The organism is Blautia sp. An46 (assembly GCF_002161645.1).
GTDB lineage: Bacteria > Bacillota > Clostridia > Lachnospirales > Lachnospiraceae > Blautia > Blautia ornithocaccae.
Map to the genome: position 1 here is coordinate 48,834 of NZ_NFIF01000014.1, position 16,963 is coordinate 65,796.

Annotated in this window: 13 protein-coding genes; 3 read left to right on the plus strand and 10 right to left on the minus strand. The window is 44.9% G+C overall.

The features are described 5' to 3' along the window. Window positions 1-134 precede the first annotated feature (134 nt). The 6 genes from tsf to B5G00_RS12215 all read right to left on the minus strand — a co-directional run bounded on the left by tsf (window position 135) and on the right by B5G00_RS12215 (window position 7,593). Window positions 135-1,067, minus strand: a complete 933-nt coding sequence (gene tsf, locus B5G00_RS12190; protein ID WP_087273074.1) for a translation elongation factor Ts — start codon at window positions 1,065-1,067, stop codon at window positions 135-137. Window positions 1,068-1,093: 26 nt separating this feature from the next. Then, window positions 1,094-1,864 carry a 30S ribosomal protein S2 gene (gene rpsB / locus B5G00_RS12195; RefSeq protein ID WP_087273188.1) on the minus strand — a complete coding sequence of 257 codons (771 nt, stop codon included), beginning with the start codon at window positions 1,862-1,864 and terminating at the stop codon, window positions 1,094-1,096. Window positions 1,865-2,010: 146 nt separating this feature from the next. Then, window positions 2,011-2,838, minus strand: coding sequence for an alpha/beta hydrolase (locus tag B5G00_RS12200; protein ID WP_087273077.1), 828 nt, complete (start codon window positions 2,836-2,838; stop codon window positions 2,011-2,013). After that, window positions 2,835-4,787 carry a fructose-1,6-bisphosphatase gene (locus B5G00_RS12205; RefSeq protein WP_087273190.1) on the minus strand — a complete coding sequence of 651 codons (1,953 nt, stop codon included), beginning with the start codon at window positions 4,785-4,787 and terminating at the stop codon, window positions 2,835-2,837. The genes B5G00_RS12200 and B5G00_RS12205 overlap by 4 nt, the downstream gene beginning before the upstream one ends. A 159-nt stretch (window positions 4,788-4,946) precedes the next feature. Further along, window positions 4,947-6,713: an arginine--tRNA ligase gene (gene argS, locus B5G00_RS12210; RefSeq protein WP_087273080.1), complete on the minus strand. Its 1,767-nt coding sequence runs from the start codon at window positions 6,711-6,713 to the stop codon at window positions 4,947-4,949. Window positions 6,714-6,717: 4 nt separating this feature from the next. Next, the gene (locus B5G00_RS12215) at window positions 6,718-7,593 is read right to left on the minus strand and encodes a DegV family protein (RefSeq protein WP_087273083.1); all 876 of its coding nucleotides are present in this window, start codon (window positions 7,591-7,593) and stop codon (window positions 6,718-6,720) included. 132 nt (window positions 7,594-7,725) lie between these two features. Between B5G00_RS12215 and B5G00_RS12220 the strand changes: the two genes are divergently transcribed. After that, window positions 7,726-8,361 (plus strand): lactate utilization protein, encoded by a 636-nt coding sequence (locus B5G00_RS12220; protein WP_087273085.1) that lies wholly within the window; start codon window positions 7,726-7,728, stop codon window positions 8,359-8,361. 200 nt (window positions 8,362-8,561) lie between these two features. Here the strand turns inward: B5G00_RS12220 and B5G00_RS12225 are convergent, their stop codons facing one another. The 3 genes from B5G00_RS12225 to B5G00_RS12245 are packed head-to-tail and all read right to left on the minus strand — an operon-like array spanning window position 8,562 to window position 13,196. Next, window positions 8,562-9,818, minus strand: coding sequence for an ABC transporter permease (locus B5G00_RS12225; protein ID WP_087273088.1), 1,257 nt, complete (start codon window positions 9,816-9,818; stop codon window positions 8,562-8,564). A gap of 11 nt (window positions 9,819-9,829) precedes the next feature. Continuing rightward, window positions 9,830-11,827 (minus strand): biotin/lipoyl-binding protein, encoded by a 1,998-nt coding sequence (locus B5G00_RS19515; protein WP_275532372.1) that lies wholly within the window; start codon window positions 11,825-11,827, stop codon window positions 9,830-9,832. A 10-nt stretch (window positions 11,828-11,837) separates the two neighbouring features. Next, complete coding sequence (locus tag B5G00_RS12245) at window positions 11,838-13,196, minus strand: efflux RND transporter periplasmic adaptor subunit (RefSeq protein WP_140403155.1); 1,359 nt, start codon at window positions 13,194-13,196, stop codon at window positions 11,838-11,840. Between the two features lie 308 nt (window positions 13,197-13,504). Between B5G00_RS12245 and B5G00_RS12250 the strand changes: the two genes are divergently transcribed. Next, window positions 13,505-13,831 (plus strand): sporulation initiation factor Spo0A C-terminal domain-containing protein, encoded by a 327-nt coding sequence (locus B5G00_RS12250; protein WP_087273101.1) that lies wholly within the window; start codon window positions 13,505-13,507, stop codon window positions 13,829-13,831. A gap of 141 nt (window positions 13,832-13,972) precedes the next feature. Further along, on the plus strand, window positions 13,973-15,079 hold the full coding sequence (locus tag B5G00_RS12255) for a hypothetical protein (protein WP_087273105.1): 1,107 nt from the start codon (window positions 13,973-13,975) through the stop codon (window positions 15,077-15,079). Between the two features lie 56 nt (window positions 15,080-15,135). Here B5G00_RS12255 and aspS read toward each other — a convergent pair whose 3' ends face one another. Then, window positions 15,136-16,953 (minus strand): aspartate--tRNA ligase, encoded by a 1,818-nt coding sequence (aspS, locus tag B5G00_RS12260; protein ID WP_087273108.1) that lies wholly within the window; start codon window positions 16,951-16,953, stop codon window positions 15,136-15,138. Window positions 16,954-16,963: the final 10 nt, after the last annotated feature.

Below are 16,963 nucleotides of genomic sequence, written 5' to 3' on the forward strand. Positions count from 1 at the left end.
CTTGACTTATTCCTTCCTTCTTGTCACAAACTCCTTCTAAAACATCTATTTTTCAAAAATAAAAACCCTTACAAACAGCATATTCACGCCATTTATAAGGGTTTATTCATCAGAATATTAATGGGAAATCCGCATTACATTCCCATCTGCTTTGCTACTTCCTCAGCAAAGTTCTCTTCTTTCTTTTCGATACCTTCGCCTGTCTCAAAACGTACAAAAGATTTGATCGTGATCTTAGCGCCGTTTGCCTTAGCAACTTCTTCTACGTATTTTGCAACAGACTGTTTTCCGTCTTCTGCTTTTACGTATACCTGGTCTAAGAGGCAGATCTCTTTCAGCTCTTTGTTGATACGTCCCATAACCATACCGTTGATGATCTTGTCATTAGCGTCTGGCTTCTCGTTTTTAGCAGCTACTGTAAGGATTTCTTTCTCATGGTCAATGTACTCCTGAGAAACTTCATTTCTGTTGGTGTACAGAGGTTTCAGAGCAGCAGCCTGCATAGCTACGTTCTTAGCCATTTCTTTTACAGCATCGTTGATCACGTCTGTCTCAACGTCTACTAAAACGCCGATTTTACCGCCCATATGTGTGTAGGAAGCAATGAAACCGTTCTCTTCGGAAACCTTTGCAAATCTTCTGATCTGAAGGTTCTCACCGATAACAGCAACCTGTCCTGCCAGAGCTTCCTGTACAGTCTTGGTGGTATCGAATTTCCATGTTTCAGCCAGGAATTCTTCTGTTGTAGCAGCATTTGATTCCATAGCAGCCTCAGCAACCTGAGCTACATAGCCCTGGAATTTCTCGTTCTTTGCAACGAAGTCTGTCTCAGAGTTTACCTCTACTACAACTGCGTTCTTCTCATCAGCAGAAACTAAAGTCTTGCAAAGACCTTCTGCTGCAACACGGCTGGCTTTCTTCTGAGCTGTAGCCAGACCTTTTTCTCTTAAGAATTCAACAGCCTTGTCCATATCGCCTTCTGTAGCTGTAAGAGCTTTCTTACAGTCCATCATTCCAGCGCCTGTCATCTCTCTTAACTCTTTTACCATACCTGCTGTAATAGCCATCGTATATTCCTCCTGAAAGTTACTGATTATTCCTCTGTAGTTTCCTCTTCATCTGCAGTTTCAACAGCTTCCTCTGCTCCTTCTTCGGTGAAAAGATCTTCTGCATCTGCTGCTTCACCCTGATTAGCTTCAATTACTGCATCTGCCATCTTGGAAACAATTAATTTTACAGCTCTGATAGCATCATCATTTCCTGGGATAACGTAGTCTAATTCTTCTGGATCGCAGTTTGTATCAGCGATACCGATCAGTGTGATTCCCAGTGCATGAGCTTCCTGTACACAGATTCTTTCTTTTTTAGGATCCACTACAAAGATTGCGTCTGGAAGTTTCTTCATTTCTTTGATACCGCCCAGGTTCTTCTGCAGTTTATCCATTTCTTTTTTCAGTTTAATAACTTCTTTCTTTGGCAGAACATCAAAAGTTCCGTCAGCTTCCATAGCTTCAATTTCTTTTAATCTTGCGATTCTGCTCTGAATGGTCTTGAAGTTTGTCAGCATACCGCCTAACCATCTTTCGTTTACATAGAACATACCGCATCTTTCAGCTTCTGTCTGGATAGCATCCTGAGCCTGTTTCTTTGTACCTACGAACAGGATTGTACCGCCGTCAGCAGCGATGTCAGCTACAGCTTTGTAAGCATCGTCAACCATTCCTACAGATTTCTGCAGGTCGATGATATAAATACCGTTTCTCTCTGTGTAGATGTATGGAGCCATCTTAGGGTTCCATCTTCTTGTCTGGTGTCCGAAATGAACACCTGCTTCCAGTAACTGTTTCATTGAAATAACACTCATTTTTTTCTCTCCTTTTGGTTTTTCTTCCGCCGGCTTCATCTCCTCCGGGACTTTTTAAGCACCGTCCATTGGAATCTACAGGCGTGATATTTTCGCAACGCGAATATTATAGCATACATAATTTACCTATTGCAAGGCTTTTTTATTCAAAGACCGAAATTTCGCATCAGCCAGGATTGAAGAAGAGGCATCCAGCTCTGACATCCTTTCACCACTTTACTGCCATCCTCTTCATCGGAAACACTTTCTGTAGCAAGACTTAAGCCATGCTTTCCCTCTGGATACAAGTGATATTCCACAGGTATCCCTGCTTCTCCCAGAGCCCGGACAAACCGGAAGGAATTCCAGAAGGGTACAGTCTCGTCTGCAAAGGTATGCCAGAGAAAGGTCTTGGGCACCTGATCTGTTACCTGATTTTCCAGAGACATCTTTTCCTTTAAAATCTCATAAGAATCTCCCAGAAGATTTCGTATGCTCTCTGTATGAGCGATTTTTTCATCTGAGCTGATCACAGGATAGCAGAGGATCAGACCCTGGGGCCTTAAGTATTCCGAAGTGCATCCTGCTGCCTCTGCCATATGCTCTTCCTGCCAGAAAACCCCGTAGCTGGCAGCCAGATGGCCTCCGGCAGAAAATCCCATGATCAGGATTCTGTCCGAAGCGATATGCCACTCTTCTGCCCGGTCTCTCAGGTACTTTACTGACAGTGCAGTCTCATGAAGGGCTGCAGGATAAACTGCAGGGGCGCAGGAGTACCTGAGAATTGCTGCATGGTAGCCTAATGCATTAAGCTGCAGAGCCACAGGCTCTGCTTCTCTGTTGGAAGTTCTGGCATAGGCGCCTCCCGGACAGATCAGCACTAAAGGCCTTTTCCACTGAGGCCCTCCATCTAAAAAATCTTCCAGTATATAAGTGTCTAAATGGGTATTCTTCTCTGAATTTTCCGTTTGTATGGATATTCTCTCGCAAATCATAACTTTTCTATCAGCAGACCATCTCTGTAGGCTTTTAAAAGCTCCTGAAGCTCTGCTATCCTTTCTTTAATCTTTATTCCGTTGTCAGTCTCTTCCACAGTCTTTCTTTCTGTTGTTTTCTTAATGAGAATGCTGGCAGACAAAATATCGCTTTCTTTGGTAATGGCATCTCTGGCAGAAGTAAAAGGTTCATGAGCCGCCAGGATCATTCCCCAGGAATTGTAGATCAAGGTATAGCCTGCGATTCCTGTAACCTTTTGATATGCTTTTGAAAAACCACCGTCTATGATCAGCAGTTTGCCGCCGCACTTAATGGGGCTCTCTCCTTCTGTGTGATGTACAGGCACATGGCCGTTTACAATATGACGGCAGTCACCGGTAATGTCAAACTCTTTGAATATGTTTTCTACAACCTGATCGTTTTCCAGAAAACGATAATAGGGATTTTTCTTTTCTTCATGGGTCTCTTTTTCCGCCAGAAAGCATCTCTCAAAAGTAGCCATCTTATCTTTGCCGAAAAGGGGGGAAGAAGATCCGGCCCAGATAAACCAGAGAATGTCCCTGCCTTTTTCTTTTTCCTCTTTGTCAATGGCTACAAAGGCTTTCCGCACATAAGTTTCTAATATATCATAGAGAGCTTTGCCCTTATATACCTTTCCGTAAACCTCCACTTCTTTGAAACTGCCGTCTTCATTCAGCGGGATGCAGCCGTGGTAGAGAAGGTTCCGGTTATAAATTTTATAAAGACTTCCCTTTTTCAGCAGAAAACGCATATGTCGCTGAAGTTTTTCGCAGTTCTCAAAAACAAAAATCAGACGGTCCATCACCTCTTCTTCTTCCGGTGACAGCGCATACGGATTCTTTGGATCAATGGTTGGGAAATTCTTATCCAGAAGCTGATAGGTCTTCCCTTCCAGCTGGATCGTGCCTTCCTCATAATTGATATGTTCCAGAGGGGCCCTGTCTTCCATCTTAAATTCTTTCCGCTTTTTGACAAGCTGTCCTTCCAGCTTAAACTGGATAATAGAAATAGCTTTGTACATTTTCATATTCAGGGCCTGTTCCTCAGGGTTCAGATCACTGTGGCCTTTAATCTTAAAGCAGGTACAGGGATCATCTTTATAGCAAGCCAGGGCAAAAGTCGCCAGCGGAAGGAGGTTGATGCCATATCCATCCTCCAGAATATCCAGATTAGAGTATCTCACACAGTTTCGGATCACGGTGGCTATACAGCAGGTCTGTCCTGCCGCCGCTCCCATCCATACGATATCATGATTCCCCCATTGTATATCTACAGAATGGTAGTTTTCCAATACATCCATGATCTTATGGGGTCCCGGACCTCTGTCGTAAATGTCTCCCAGCACATGAAGATGGTCCACTACCAGACGCTGGATCAATTCTGAAAGATCTACAATAAATTTCTCCGCACAGCCAATCTCAATAATCGTATGCACAATCTGCTCATAGTAAGATTCTTTGTCAATAACCTCAGGCCTTTCCGTGATCAATTCCTCGATCACATAGGAAAAGTCCTTTGGCAGGGCTTTTCGTACCTTGGAGCGGGTATATTTGGAGGCAGTCTTTTTGCACACCTCTATCAACCGGTACAAAGTAATCTTATACCATTCCTCCATGTTGGATTCCTGTTTTCTTACCAGATCCATTTTTTCCTTTGGATAGTAGATCAGCGTTGCCAGGGCTCTCTGTTCCCGTTCACTTAAAGTATGGCCGAATACTTCTTTGATCTTTCTTCTTACAGAGCCTGACCCATTTTTTAATACGTGGGAAAAAGCCTCATACTCGCCGTGGATATCTGTCAGAAAATGTTCCGTTCCTTTTGGCAGATTCAAAATGGCTTGAAGATTAATGATTTCTGAGGAAGCCTTGGCAATGGTGGGATACAGTTCTGCCAGGGTTTCCAGGTACCTGATTTTCATATTTTCCATTTCGTTTCCCCCGATACTTTTTGATTTTACCATTCTATCATAAAATCAGGTGTAAAGATACATTTCTCCCCTTTTCACAAAAATATGGCCGAAAACATCTGTAAATAGTTCTGTTTTACTACTCCAGATATCTTCGGCCATCATGCTTATAATACTGTTTTACATTCTGTCAGGCGCCTCAAAGCCCAGGAGTCCGATGCAGGTTTCCAGAACTTTCTTCGTCAGAACAAGTACCTGTATCCAGGAAGTTTTCTGTTTTTCATTTTCCTCTCCCAGGATTTTTGTCTCATGATAAAAACTGTTAAAGGCATTTGCCAGTTCATAAATATAAGAACAGATCTTATGAGGCGCTTTTTCCTGAAATGCAGGCTGTATTACAGAATTCAGTCTGGACAGTACCATCATCAGAGCTTTTTCACTGTCATTGGCAGCGCCCAGGATTACTCCTTCTTCAGGATTTCCTCCCGCTTCTTTATATCTGTTCAGTATAGATTTGATACGGACAATAGTGTACAGAATATAAGGTCCCGTATTCCCTTCAAAGGAAGTAAATCTGTCCACATCAAAAACATAATCTTTGGAAGCCTGATTGGAAAGGTCTCCGTACTTAATAGCAGAAAGCCCTACCATCTCTGCAGTCTTATGGGCGTCATCTCCTTTTACGCTGCGGTTTTCCACAATCTTCTTATACATCTCTTCGTTAATCTCGCTGATGAGCCGCTCCAGACGCATAACGCCGCCTTCTCTTGTTTTAAAGGGTTTACCGTCCTTGCCGTTCATAGTTCCAAAGCCTACAAACGAAAGCTCTGTGCTATCCGGCACCAGCCCGGTCTTTTTTGCACACCGGAATACCTGAACAAAATGAAGCTCCTGACGTTTGTCCACCACATAGATAATTTCATCGGGATGATAGTCTTCCTCCCTCTGCACAATGGTAGCCAGGTCTGTTGTTGTGTAAAGAGAAGCCCCGTCGGATTTCAGGATCATGCAGGGTGGAATTTCCTTCGTATCTTTTTCCTCTTTTACATCTACCACAAGGGCTCCCTGATCCTGGTAAGCATAGCCTTTTCCTTTCAGATATTCCACCAGGCCCGGAATATAGGAATCTGCATCAGATTCTCCCTTCCACAAATCGAAATCCACACTGAGTTTTTCATAATTTCTCTTTAAATCCGCCACAGATACCTTCATGATCTGCTCCCAGAGAGCTCTGTAGCCTCTCCTTCCCTGCTGAAGTTCCAGGGTGGCCTCCAGGGCTTCGTTTTTATAGTCCTCATCTTCCTTGGATCTCTTGCTGGCTGTAGGATAAATCTCCTCCAGTTCGCTGACTGTAAAAGGCGCTTCCTGGGGGTATTCTCCCTGGTAATCCTTATCGAAATATACCAGATCCGGCTGTCTCTTGGAAAGTTCTGTGATGATCAGTCCCATTTGGAGACCCCAATCGCCCAGATGAACATCTCCTATTACCTTATGGCCCAGAAATCTTCCCATCCGTTTAATGCTCTCTCCAATAATGGCAGAGCGTAGATGGCCTACATGGAGAGGCTTGGCAACATTGGGGCCGCCGTAATCGATGACAATCGTTTTAGGAGACCCTGTCTTTTCCACAGACAAATTTTCATCCTCTGTCATCTGATTCAAATAAGACGCCAGAAAATCTCTGTCCAGCTTCAGATTAATAAATCCAGGGTTTACCGCCTGGGCAGATTCAAAAATGCTCTTGTCCTGAAGTTTTTCTACCACGTCATTGGCAATCATGATCGGCGCCTTCCGATAGGCCTTGGCCGCAGCCATAGCTCCGTTGCACTGATATTCACACAAATCTGGGCGGTTGGATACTGTCACCTTTCCAAACTTTTCTTCATACCCGGAAGCCTTAAAAGCCTCCATCATCACTTCTTCTATACATCCAATAAATGTTTTCATCTCTCTACTCCACTTCCACTTTTTTCGATGCAGTCACTGCCAGAGCTCCATGTCCGATATGACAGGCAACGCTTAAGGACAGAGGCGCCATAAATACTTCCACGCCGAAGTTCTTCTCCAGCTCCTTTTTCCATTCCTGGGCTTCCTCTTCATTTCCCGCATAGGCTGCATCCAGGCACATCAGCCTTTTGTCTGTATATTCTTTAAATCTGGTTTTCAGATCCTTTTCTATAGCCTTGATCATGATCTTTTTCGCCTGCTTTTTCCCTCTGGCTTTGGAAAAAGCATCCAGACGTTCTCCCTGGATCTGAAGCACCGGTTTCAGATTCAGCACTGTCCCCAGAGCTGCTGCCGCAGGTGTGATCCTGCCGCCCTTTTTCAGATATTTCAGAGTTTCCAGAGTAATATAAATGCTGGATTCATGACCCTCCCGCTCCAGGATTTCTTTGATCTGGGCTGCACTTTTCCCGGCTTCTGCCAAAGCCATGGCATCCAATACAGATCGTCGCTGGGTTACAGAAATACGCTGGTTGTCTACTACCTGAACTTTTCCCTTAAACTCTCTGGACAAAACCATAGCCGTCTGGCAGGAGTTGCTCAGACCGCTGGACATAGGAATATGAACCACTTCTTCATATTCCTGGAGCAAAGATTCCCAAAGCTCCATCACTTCTGCCGGTGAAGGCTGAGAGGTGGAAATATCAGCTCCCTCTGTCAGCCTTTTATAAAACTCTTCCTGGGTAAGGGTGATATCCTCAAAAAATAACTGCTCATTGATATAGAAAGGCATGGCAACCACAGTAATTCCCATCTCCTTACCCTGTTTCTGAGTAATTCCGCTGTTGCTGTCCGTTACAATAGCGATTCTCTTTTTTCCCATGATTTTCGGCTCCTTTTCCTCTTTTAGGTCACTATTTTTAATAATAGCATAGTATTCCCCTGAATACAATTACTTTTCTTTTGTCGGAAATAGATTTATGATAGAAAAAACAAAAATAAAGGAGGGCTTTCAATGGGCTATAAATCTCAATCTTATGAAAATCAGGCAAAAACCATCATCAAGAATCTGGAAAAACGGAATATGAAAGGATATTACTGCGAAACCGGTGAAAAAGCTCTGGAGCTGGTAAAATCTATTCTTCCCAAAGGGGCTCTGGTAACTAACGGTGGTTCCGAGACTTTAGTGGAAACAGGCATTATGGACCTGATCCGCAGCGGTGACTACGAATACATAGACCGGAAATCAGCAAAGACCCCGGAAGAGTCCAGGGCCTTATACGGCAAAATCGTTACAGCCGACTATTTCCTTATGAGTACCAACGCAATCACCAAAGAGGGGGAGCTGGTCAATGTAGATGGTATCGGCAATCGGGTTGCCTGTCTCATAAACGGCCCGGCCCACGTACTGGTCATCGCCGGCATGAACAAAGTAGTCCCCAATCTGGAGGATGGCATCCGCCGGGTACGGAATATTGCAGCTCCGCCTAACAGCATCCGGGTAGGTTCCAAAACCCCCTGCTCTGTCACAGGTTTCTGTGCTGACTGCCAGAGTGATGACTGTATCTGCTGCCAGACCGTGATCACCCGCAGGTCTATGCAGGCCGGACGGATTACCGTGATACTGGTAGGAGAAGAGTATGGTTTCTGAGACCTTATCTTTCTTCTTTATAGCGTAAGGTAAAAAAAGGGGCTGGCGCATTAGTCATATGTCAGGAATATTTATACATTTTATGCGAATTTGTCGAGCATAGCTTTGAGACCATAGGCTCAAAGCGGCACAGACTGAGCAATAAAATGTATAAATATTCTCAATTTTGATTAATACGACAGCTCCTTCTTTTATATTTTTTACATCCTTCTAAGGGCTTCAATAGGACTTAAATTCGCTGCCTTTACTGAGGGCAGAAGGCCGAATACCAGACCTATCACTGTTGAAAATGCCACAGCGGCTGCAGCCGCAGGTATGCTGATGACCATAGGCATAGAGGACATCCTGGCAATCACTGCTGCAAGAAGAACTCCCGCAAATACACCCAGGACTCCCCCAATACTGGTAAGTACCGCTGCTTCAGTCAAAAACTGGCCCAGGATTCTTCTCTTATTGGCTCCAATGGCCTTTTTCAGTCCGATCTCCCCGGTACGTTCTGTCACAGATACCAGCATAATATTCATAACGCCAATTCCGCCTACAAGCAGAGAAATACTGGCAATCCAAAGGAGCTGGCGATTGGTGCTTTCGCTGATCTGCTGAAGTCCCTTAGCCTTCTCCATAAGGTCTTTTGCTTTGTATTCTGTGGTATCATTTGTGGAATTAATCCTGTTGTTCAGAATCTCCGCTGTCTTTTTTCCCGCTGAACTCATGGTCTCAGGGGAAACGGTTTTTACAGATACCTGCTGGGGTTCATCATACTGATAAACGATAGGCCATACGCTTCCTGGCATCAAAACCATTCCTCCGGTATTGGTATTGTAATAAGTATAGTATTCCTCTCTGTTATTGATTACAGGCTGATATTCTTCTGTCTTTTTTACGACTCCGGCCACATAGAAAGGTTCTCCTTTTATCTCAATAGTCTTCCCCACTTCCTGGCCTTTTGAAAAGAAATTAGCTGCCGCTGTTTCGTCAAGAAGCACCAGCTTTTTTGAGGTTTTATAATCTGTCTCAGAAAATCCCCGGCCCCGGATGACCTGATAACCACAGGTATCCAGATAATCTTCGTCAATCCCCAGAACCATTCCTCCATCCAGACTTTTGTCCTGATAGTAAATGCTGTCTGCATATTGGCGCATCTGATAGAGGGTCACTTTCTCTACTTCTTCCAATTCCAGGATAGATTCTTTCTGTTCCTGACTGATCACCGGCACGCCTTGAGGCAGCCCCTCATATTCCATCTGGTATTCTCCCCCATTGCCGTTCAGAGTGATTTCTATCACATTATCTCCCCCACCTATGAGATTTTTCTTGATTTGTTCATTGGTTCCCTCAATAGTGGAGACAATAGAAATCAGAGCGGCAATTCCGATAATGATTCCCAGCATGGTCAGAAAGGAACGCATTTTATGAGCCCATATTCCCTGAAATGATAATCTTATATTCTCAATCATATGCCTTCCTCCTAATACATGCTGTACAGTTCTTCAATGGAGGATTCTCTGATCTTTGCCCCTTCCCGCACATTTTTCCCATAGGGGAAGGCTAACCAGTCTTCCTGAGTTACACCGTCTTTTATCTCCACTGTGGAACCGTAAAAAGTTCTCCCCGTTGTTATTTTCTGCTTCTTTAAACGCTGATTCTCTCCCACTTTATAGACAAATTCTTCTCCATTTTGGCTCCGTATGTACTCCCGGCTGACAAAGATTCCTGTAATCTCTCCACCCTCTGCCGGAAGTTCTATGGAGACCATCTCATTTGCCTTAAACCCTTCTCCCTCCTGTATCACTGCTGTAAAAGGATAATAGGATTGTTCCTGCATACCGCTGCTGTATCCTTCCTGAGGATAAGGAGAAATCTCGGTCACTTCTGCTTGAAAAAACATCTGAGACTCATATCCCATTCCTGTAACAATCTGGCCGGGCTCCAGAATGGAGCGCTGATATTCACCTACCATTCCCTGGATATAAGCCCCCGCCGCACTCTCTACAATAATAAAGGCTTCTCCGTCTACTTCCCCTTTTGCCGGGTCTCCTACCTTCTTTACGGTACCGTCCAGGGTGCTTTTGACCACTTGTTCCTGAAGCTGCTGCTCCACCTTTTTGATCTTCAGATCTGCTTCTTTTATATTTAAAGCTGTTTCAGAAATTTCTTTTTCCTTTTCCTTTACAGCCTTGTCCAATTCTTCTTTCGAATAAGTCTGAACAATCTCTTCTTCTGGGATAAACTCTATAAAATCTTCTGGAATATCCACCCATTCTTCATCCTGGGGAATTTCTTCTTCAGGAGGCAAGACGGCTTCCCACTGATCATTTCCCAAATATGTACGATACCAGATTTCCGGCTGTACCGGTTCAGCTATCAGATTCCCATCTAAAAGCATAGCTGCCAGCAGCACACCATCTTCCTTGTCTTCTCCCCGAACTTCCAGAAGACAGTAATAGGGCGTCTGGTTTTTTTCTCCTGTGTCACTAAAACCGCCTGCCCAGTTCAGGAAAGCACCTTGTATCAACACATTTTTTGAACATAAAAATCGATACGGGTCCTCCTTGGTCCCGCTGCCTGCAAATGGCAAAGCATTTTCCAGAATGACACCTTCTTCTAATTCGCCGAAGTTAATTCCAATATCACCGTAAAGCCGCTTGTAAACTCCTGAAGGCCTTGGCTGCTCCGGCTCCTGGGGTTCTTCAGGTTCCTGAGGCGTTTCATTGTCTCCAGAAGGGTCTGTCTCCCCGGAAGGATCCTGGTCCTCTGGATTATCCGGAACCAGAGGTATGTCGGGTTCCTCCGGGGTCCCTGGTTCCACTGGAATTTCTGGCTCCAGGGGCATTTCTGGTTCTGTTGGAGACTCTGGTTCCAGGGGCGTTTCCGGTTCTGCCGGAGTCTCCGGCTCTGCAGGCACTTCCGGTTCTGCCGGGAGCTCCGGCTCTGCTGGTGCTTCCGGCTCTGCTGGTGTCTCCGGCTCCAAAGGAGCTCCCTCTTCTCCAGATATTTCCCGGACAAAGGGTGTTTCTGACTGAAGTCCGCCTAAGAATTCCACCTGGTACTCTTCCGTATGAGATACTGCCTCTGCTCTGTCTTTTTTTAATTTTTCCAGTTCCTGCTCCAGACCTTTCTTCTTAATCTCCAGCTGCTGACGGCTCAGCTTCTCTGTTTCCAGCTCAATGTCTACAAGGGTCATATCATAAGAAAGCAATGGGTCACCCTTCTTTACTTCCTGACCTTCCTGTACGTGAACTGCAGACACGATCTGTTTTTCCTGGAGATGTACTTCCTGGGCGACCTGGGAGGCAATGGTCCCTTCCAGGCTGGCGCCGTTCTGCCAAATACTCTGAGAAAGCTCGGATACCGGGTAGACATCTATCTGAGCGCCTCTGAGATTTTGTGTGAGAAACCAGGCTCCTGCACCCAAAACTGCCAGTCCCCCTGCAGTGATCACGATTATCTTTTTCTTTATTTTCATAACTTTCTCCCTATAATTCCGGGGAACTGTCTTCCCCTTCTATAATCTCTTCCGATGTTTCTTCCTGAGTGGTCTCTTCTCCAGTTATCTCTTCCGCCCCTTCCGGCAAAGCCTCTTCCTCAGATATTTCTCCGGTTTCCTCCTGGAGTATTTCCTCTCCACCTGACTCTTCCATACTGCCATCTGATGCCTGTGCAGGATCGTGGGTTGTCTTCATGCCTTCTTTTAAAAAGTCCTGGGGATAAGCTACATAGTCTCCGTTTTCCACCCCATCTTCAATCTTATACTGCATCATCTCCCCATCATAGGTGCCCAGAACCACCGTTCTTTTTTCCAGAGCCCCTTCTTCTTCCACCCAAACATAAGGCTTTTTATTCAAATCCCCAATAAAGGCCTCGTTCAGCCAGACCCCTGGTTCTCTCTGTGCCATTCCTGTATCATGTTCAATATAGACATGCTGTCCCAGAAGAAGTCCCTGGGAAGAGTCCAAATCCACGTAAAACGGATAAGAAGTGGATGTAGTCTGGGCGCTGTCTTCAGAGCTTCCTCCATAGTACATACTGCTGGAATTATTCTGGGGATTTTTTGTATCCACTGCAGAATAAGTCCCTGTCCAGACCTGGTCTTCATCCACTCTGGAACGCACCACAGCCTTTTGCCCTTCTACGATCTCGCCAATATTCTGTTCGTTGACTCTGCCTTTGACTCTATATTCTCCTGTTGCCAGAATGGTAATAAACGCCTGACTGGAAGAATCTCCGTACATATTCGTGCTTGTCTGCTCCTGATTCTGGACGGATTTCACCACACCTTTCATTTCACTGGTAACTGTAGAGTTATCAATCTGACTCTGGAGCCGATTAATCTCCACTTCCTTTGCCTTCTTGTCGTATTCGCTCTTTTTCAGATCCATCTGAGCGCTCTGGATCTGTGTAGTATAAGAAAACTGCTCTTCTTCCGGAGCATCCTTTTTTTCCTTTTCCAGCTGCTGAATCTGTGCCTGGAGATTGGCCATTTCGCTATCCGCCCGCTCCAGGTCCAGCCGTGCCTGCTGAATGTCCATTTCCAGAGAAGCTGTGTCATAAGTAAAAAGAGGAGTCCCTACCTCCACATCATCTCCAGCTTTCACCAGCACTTCTTTAACTTCTCTTTGAGAATCTTTCTGGATTTCCAGAGTCTTCTGGGACTCAACCACTCCTGCAAGACGCTGTGTTCCCGACATATCATTCATTGATGACACACTCATAACATAGGCCAGCTCCTCTGCCTCTTTTTCTCCGGTCCCCCTCACAAAGAAAATTCCGGCTGCAATTCCCCCTATGCAGACTGCACCACAGATTCCGCCGATAATCTTATATTTTTTGTCCATAAATACCTCTTTTCCTTTTTCCGGCATCTGATGGATACCCTTTCTTATGTTGCCAGACAGTATACACACATCTACGATGCTCCGTTTTTCCCCAGTATATCAGAAAATTCCAAAAGTGTCCTGAAGTATTTATTAAATTTTAAAGTAATTTTTTAACAATTTCTTTCGGATATATATAAATCATAAAATATGTCGAAAAAAGCAGAACTTTGTCTATAAAAGACGAAATAGCATTTTTTTCGTTTAAAATAAAGTTAATCTGTTGATTCTTTGGTATGCTACATGCAGCCTGAGAAAGGAGTGTTCCTATGAAAAAAATCGAATCCCTAGTTCGTCGTCTTGGCATCTGTTCTGTATATCGAGGATATTATTATCTGGTCTATGCTGTAGAGCTGGTTCTCCATGACGAAGAATATCTTCTTTTTATGACCAAACGTCTCTATCCTGATATCGGGAAACACTTCCATACATCTGCATCCAATGTAGAACGTTCTATCCGTACGATTGTCACTATCTGCTGGAATGAAGGCAACCGGAATCTTCTGGATCGTATTGCAGGTTACCAGCTCCTCCGAAAGCCTACCACTGGAGAATTTATTTCCATTCTGGCTTTTTATTTAAAAGTGCAGGGGTAATACCCCCGAAACAATTCCACAGTTGCATGTTTTTTCCAACTCTGATAAAATGGTTCCAGGCTTATGACGCCTGGGATTTCGTTTTTGCTTTACACTTTCGGGATCCTGAAAACTTTACAGATCAGTGTCAGGAGAAAAAACATGGGTTTTAAAAAAGCAAAGGTTCTCCTGGGGGGCATGGTACTGGGACTCTGTCTTCTGACCGGATGCACCTCCAAAAGCCAACGGGCTGCCAAAGAATCAGTGGAAGAGGAGCTAAAAAAACTGCAAAGCTCTGACATCCAGACAATCCAGAACACCATAGATACTCAGGAACTGCTGCCTTCTTCTCAATACACCGAAGAAGCGGCAGAAGAAATCGGAAATATTTTTTCGCTATTTTATAAAGATTTTTCTTTTAAAGTAAAAAACGTAAAGACAGATGAGGAAAAAGGTACTGGAACGGCAAAGACAGCCATAACTACCATTGATGCCTACAGCCTGGCAAAAGACTACTCTCTTGTTCTTCTGAAAAAGCAGATAGAGCTGGATGCCAGTCCTCAGGAAGTAGAATTTTCACTTAACGACTCCTGCCTGCTTCTGAAAGAGCTTCTTGAAGAAAAAGATTACGATATGGAAACATCTGAAGCTGATATTTCTCTGGAAAAAGAAGGGGATACCTGGAAAGTTGTCCACACTGCAGAGTTGGACAGCCTGCTAACTGGCAACTTTGCCTCTTATATGTCAGATGCTCAGCTCCTCTCTCCCTCTGAAATCGTAGATGCCCATTTTGGTACGATTAAAGACTTTGACAGCGAACAGCTGAAAATTTATCTGTCTCTTGACCATCTGGTAGAAACAGACGATTCCTACAATAATTCTCTGTCCATGGCTATTGCACAACAGATTGATAAGGCTTTCGACTATGAAATTACAGAAGAAGAACAGGAGGGCAGTACCGCTGCTGTTCAGGTCTCTGTCACAAGCCCTGACTTTGAAAGTATTCTGACTTCTTACAAAGAGCGGCTGACCCAATGGCTGAAAACTTCCGAATCCCTCTCTGCTGGAGCTCAGGGAAGGCGGGAGAAAGAAAGGGAACTTCTTCTTTCCTGTATTGAAGATAATGAAACTGTTACTTCCAAAAATATTGCCGTAACTCTTTATAATGATGGCATAAACTGGAAGATTCAGATGGATTCCAATATAGCAGAAGCTGTATTTGGAGATATTCCTTCTGCAATATCTTCCGTTTCAGAAGATATACAGTGAACAATGATAAAAGACCGGGAATATGGCAGCCGCCTCTCCCGGTCTCTTTTATCATTTTACATATCTTTCTTTTCTTCTGTCTCCTGCTCTTTTTTTTCCACTACCGCAATGCCCAGCTCTTCAAGCTGCTTGGGGTCTACCACGTCAGGAGCCTCTGACATCAGACAGGAGGCGTCTTTCACCTTCGGGAAAGCGATAACGTCCCGGATAGAATCCTCCTTTGCCATGAGCATTACCAGACGGTCCAGACCATAGGCCAGTCCTGCGTGAGGAGGCACACCGTATTTGAAAGCATCCAGAAGGAAGCCGAAACGGTTATAAGCCTCTTCCTTAGTGAATCCCAGAACCTCGAACATCTTTTCCTGGATATCATCCTGGAAAATACGGACAGAGCCGCCGCCGATCTCATTTCCGTTTAACACGATATCATAGGCTTTTGCCCGGACTCTTCCCGGATCAGAATCAAGATACTGCAGATCCTCTTCCATAGGCATAGTGAAAGGATGATGCATAGCCGCAAAACGATTCTCCTCCTCAGACCACTCCAGAAGAGGGAACTCTGTGATCCATACAAACTTAAACTCATTCTTGTCCAGAAGCTCCATCTGTTTTGCCAGCTCCAGACGAAGAGCGCCCAGCACATCCCAGACCAGTTTGGTCTTATCTGCCGCAAAGAGCAGAAGGTCACCGTTCTCTCCCTTCATGGCCTGGATAAGAGCGGTCATCTCCTCTTCTTTCATAAACTTAGCGAAAGAAGATTTCACTGTGCCGTCCTGGCCGATGGCAATATAAGCCAGTCCCTTGGCGCCGTAGCCCTTGGCAAACTCTACCAGCTTGTCGATCTTCTTTCTTGGCATAGCTCCCTGTCCCTTGGCATTGATACCACGAACACTGCCGCCATTTTCCAGAGCACCTTTAAATACTGCAAATTCACAGTCCTTCACCACTTCGGACACATCGGTAAGCTCCATGCCAAAGCGGATATCCGGCTTGTCGGAACCGAAGCGGTCCATAGCTTCCTGCCAGGTCATTCTCTGGATAGGAAGAGGAACCTCCACGTTCAGAACTTCCTTAAAGAGGAAGGCCAGCATTCTCTCGTTTACATCAATTACATCATCTACGTCTACAAAGGACAACTCCATGTCGATCTGGGTAAACTCAGGCTGACGGTCTGCTCTTAAGTCCTCGTCTCTGTAGCATCTTGCAAGCTGGAAATACCGGTCATAGCCAGAGCACATCAAGAGCTGCTTGAAAATCTGCGGTGACTGAGGAAGGGCATAAAAACTTCCAGGATGCACACGGCTGGGCACCAGATAATCCCTGGCTCCCTCAGGGGTGCTCTTAATAAGTGTAGGTGTCTCAATCTCCAGAAATCCCTCATTGGCCAGGAACTGACGTACCAGAGTAGAAACTCTGGAACGAAGGATCATATTCTTCTGAAGATCCGGTCTCCTCAGGTCCAGGTAACGATATTTCAGTCTTACTTCCTCTCTGGTCTTACTGTTCTCTTCAATAGGGAAGGGAGGTGTCTGTGCTTCGGAAAGAATACGGAGCTCTCTGGCCCGTACCTCAATCTCTCCTGTAGGAAGGTTGGGATTCACTGCGCCGGAACGGGCCTCTACCCGTCCTACAACGGCAACCACAAACTCGCTTCTCAGCTTTCCTGCCTTTTCAAATACTTCCTGATCAATTTCTCCATTTTCAAAGATCACCTGCATGATACCGGAACGGTCTCTTAAGTCTACAAAGACAATCCCGCCTTTGTTCCTGCTTTTCTGCACCCATCCCATTAAAGTAACGGTGCTGCCGATATCTGCCTTTGTCACCTCTGCACATCTATGGCTTCTTTTCAGCCCCTTCATTGATTCTGCCATGGCATAAAAT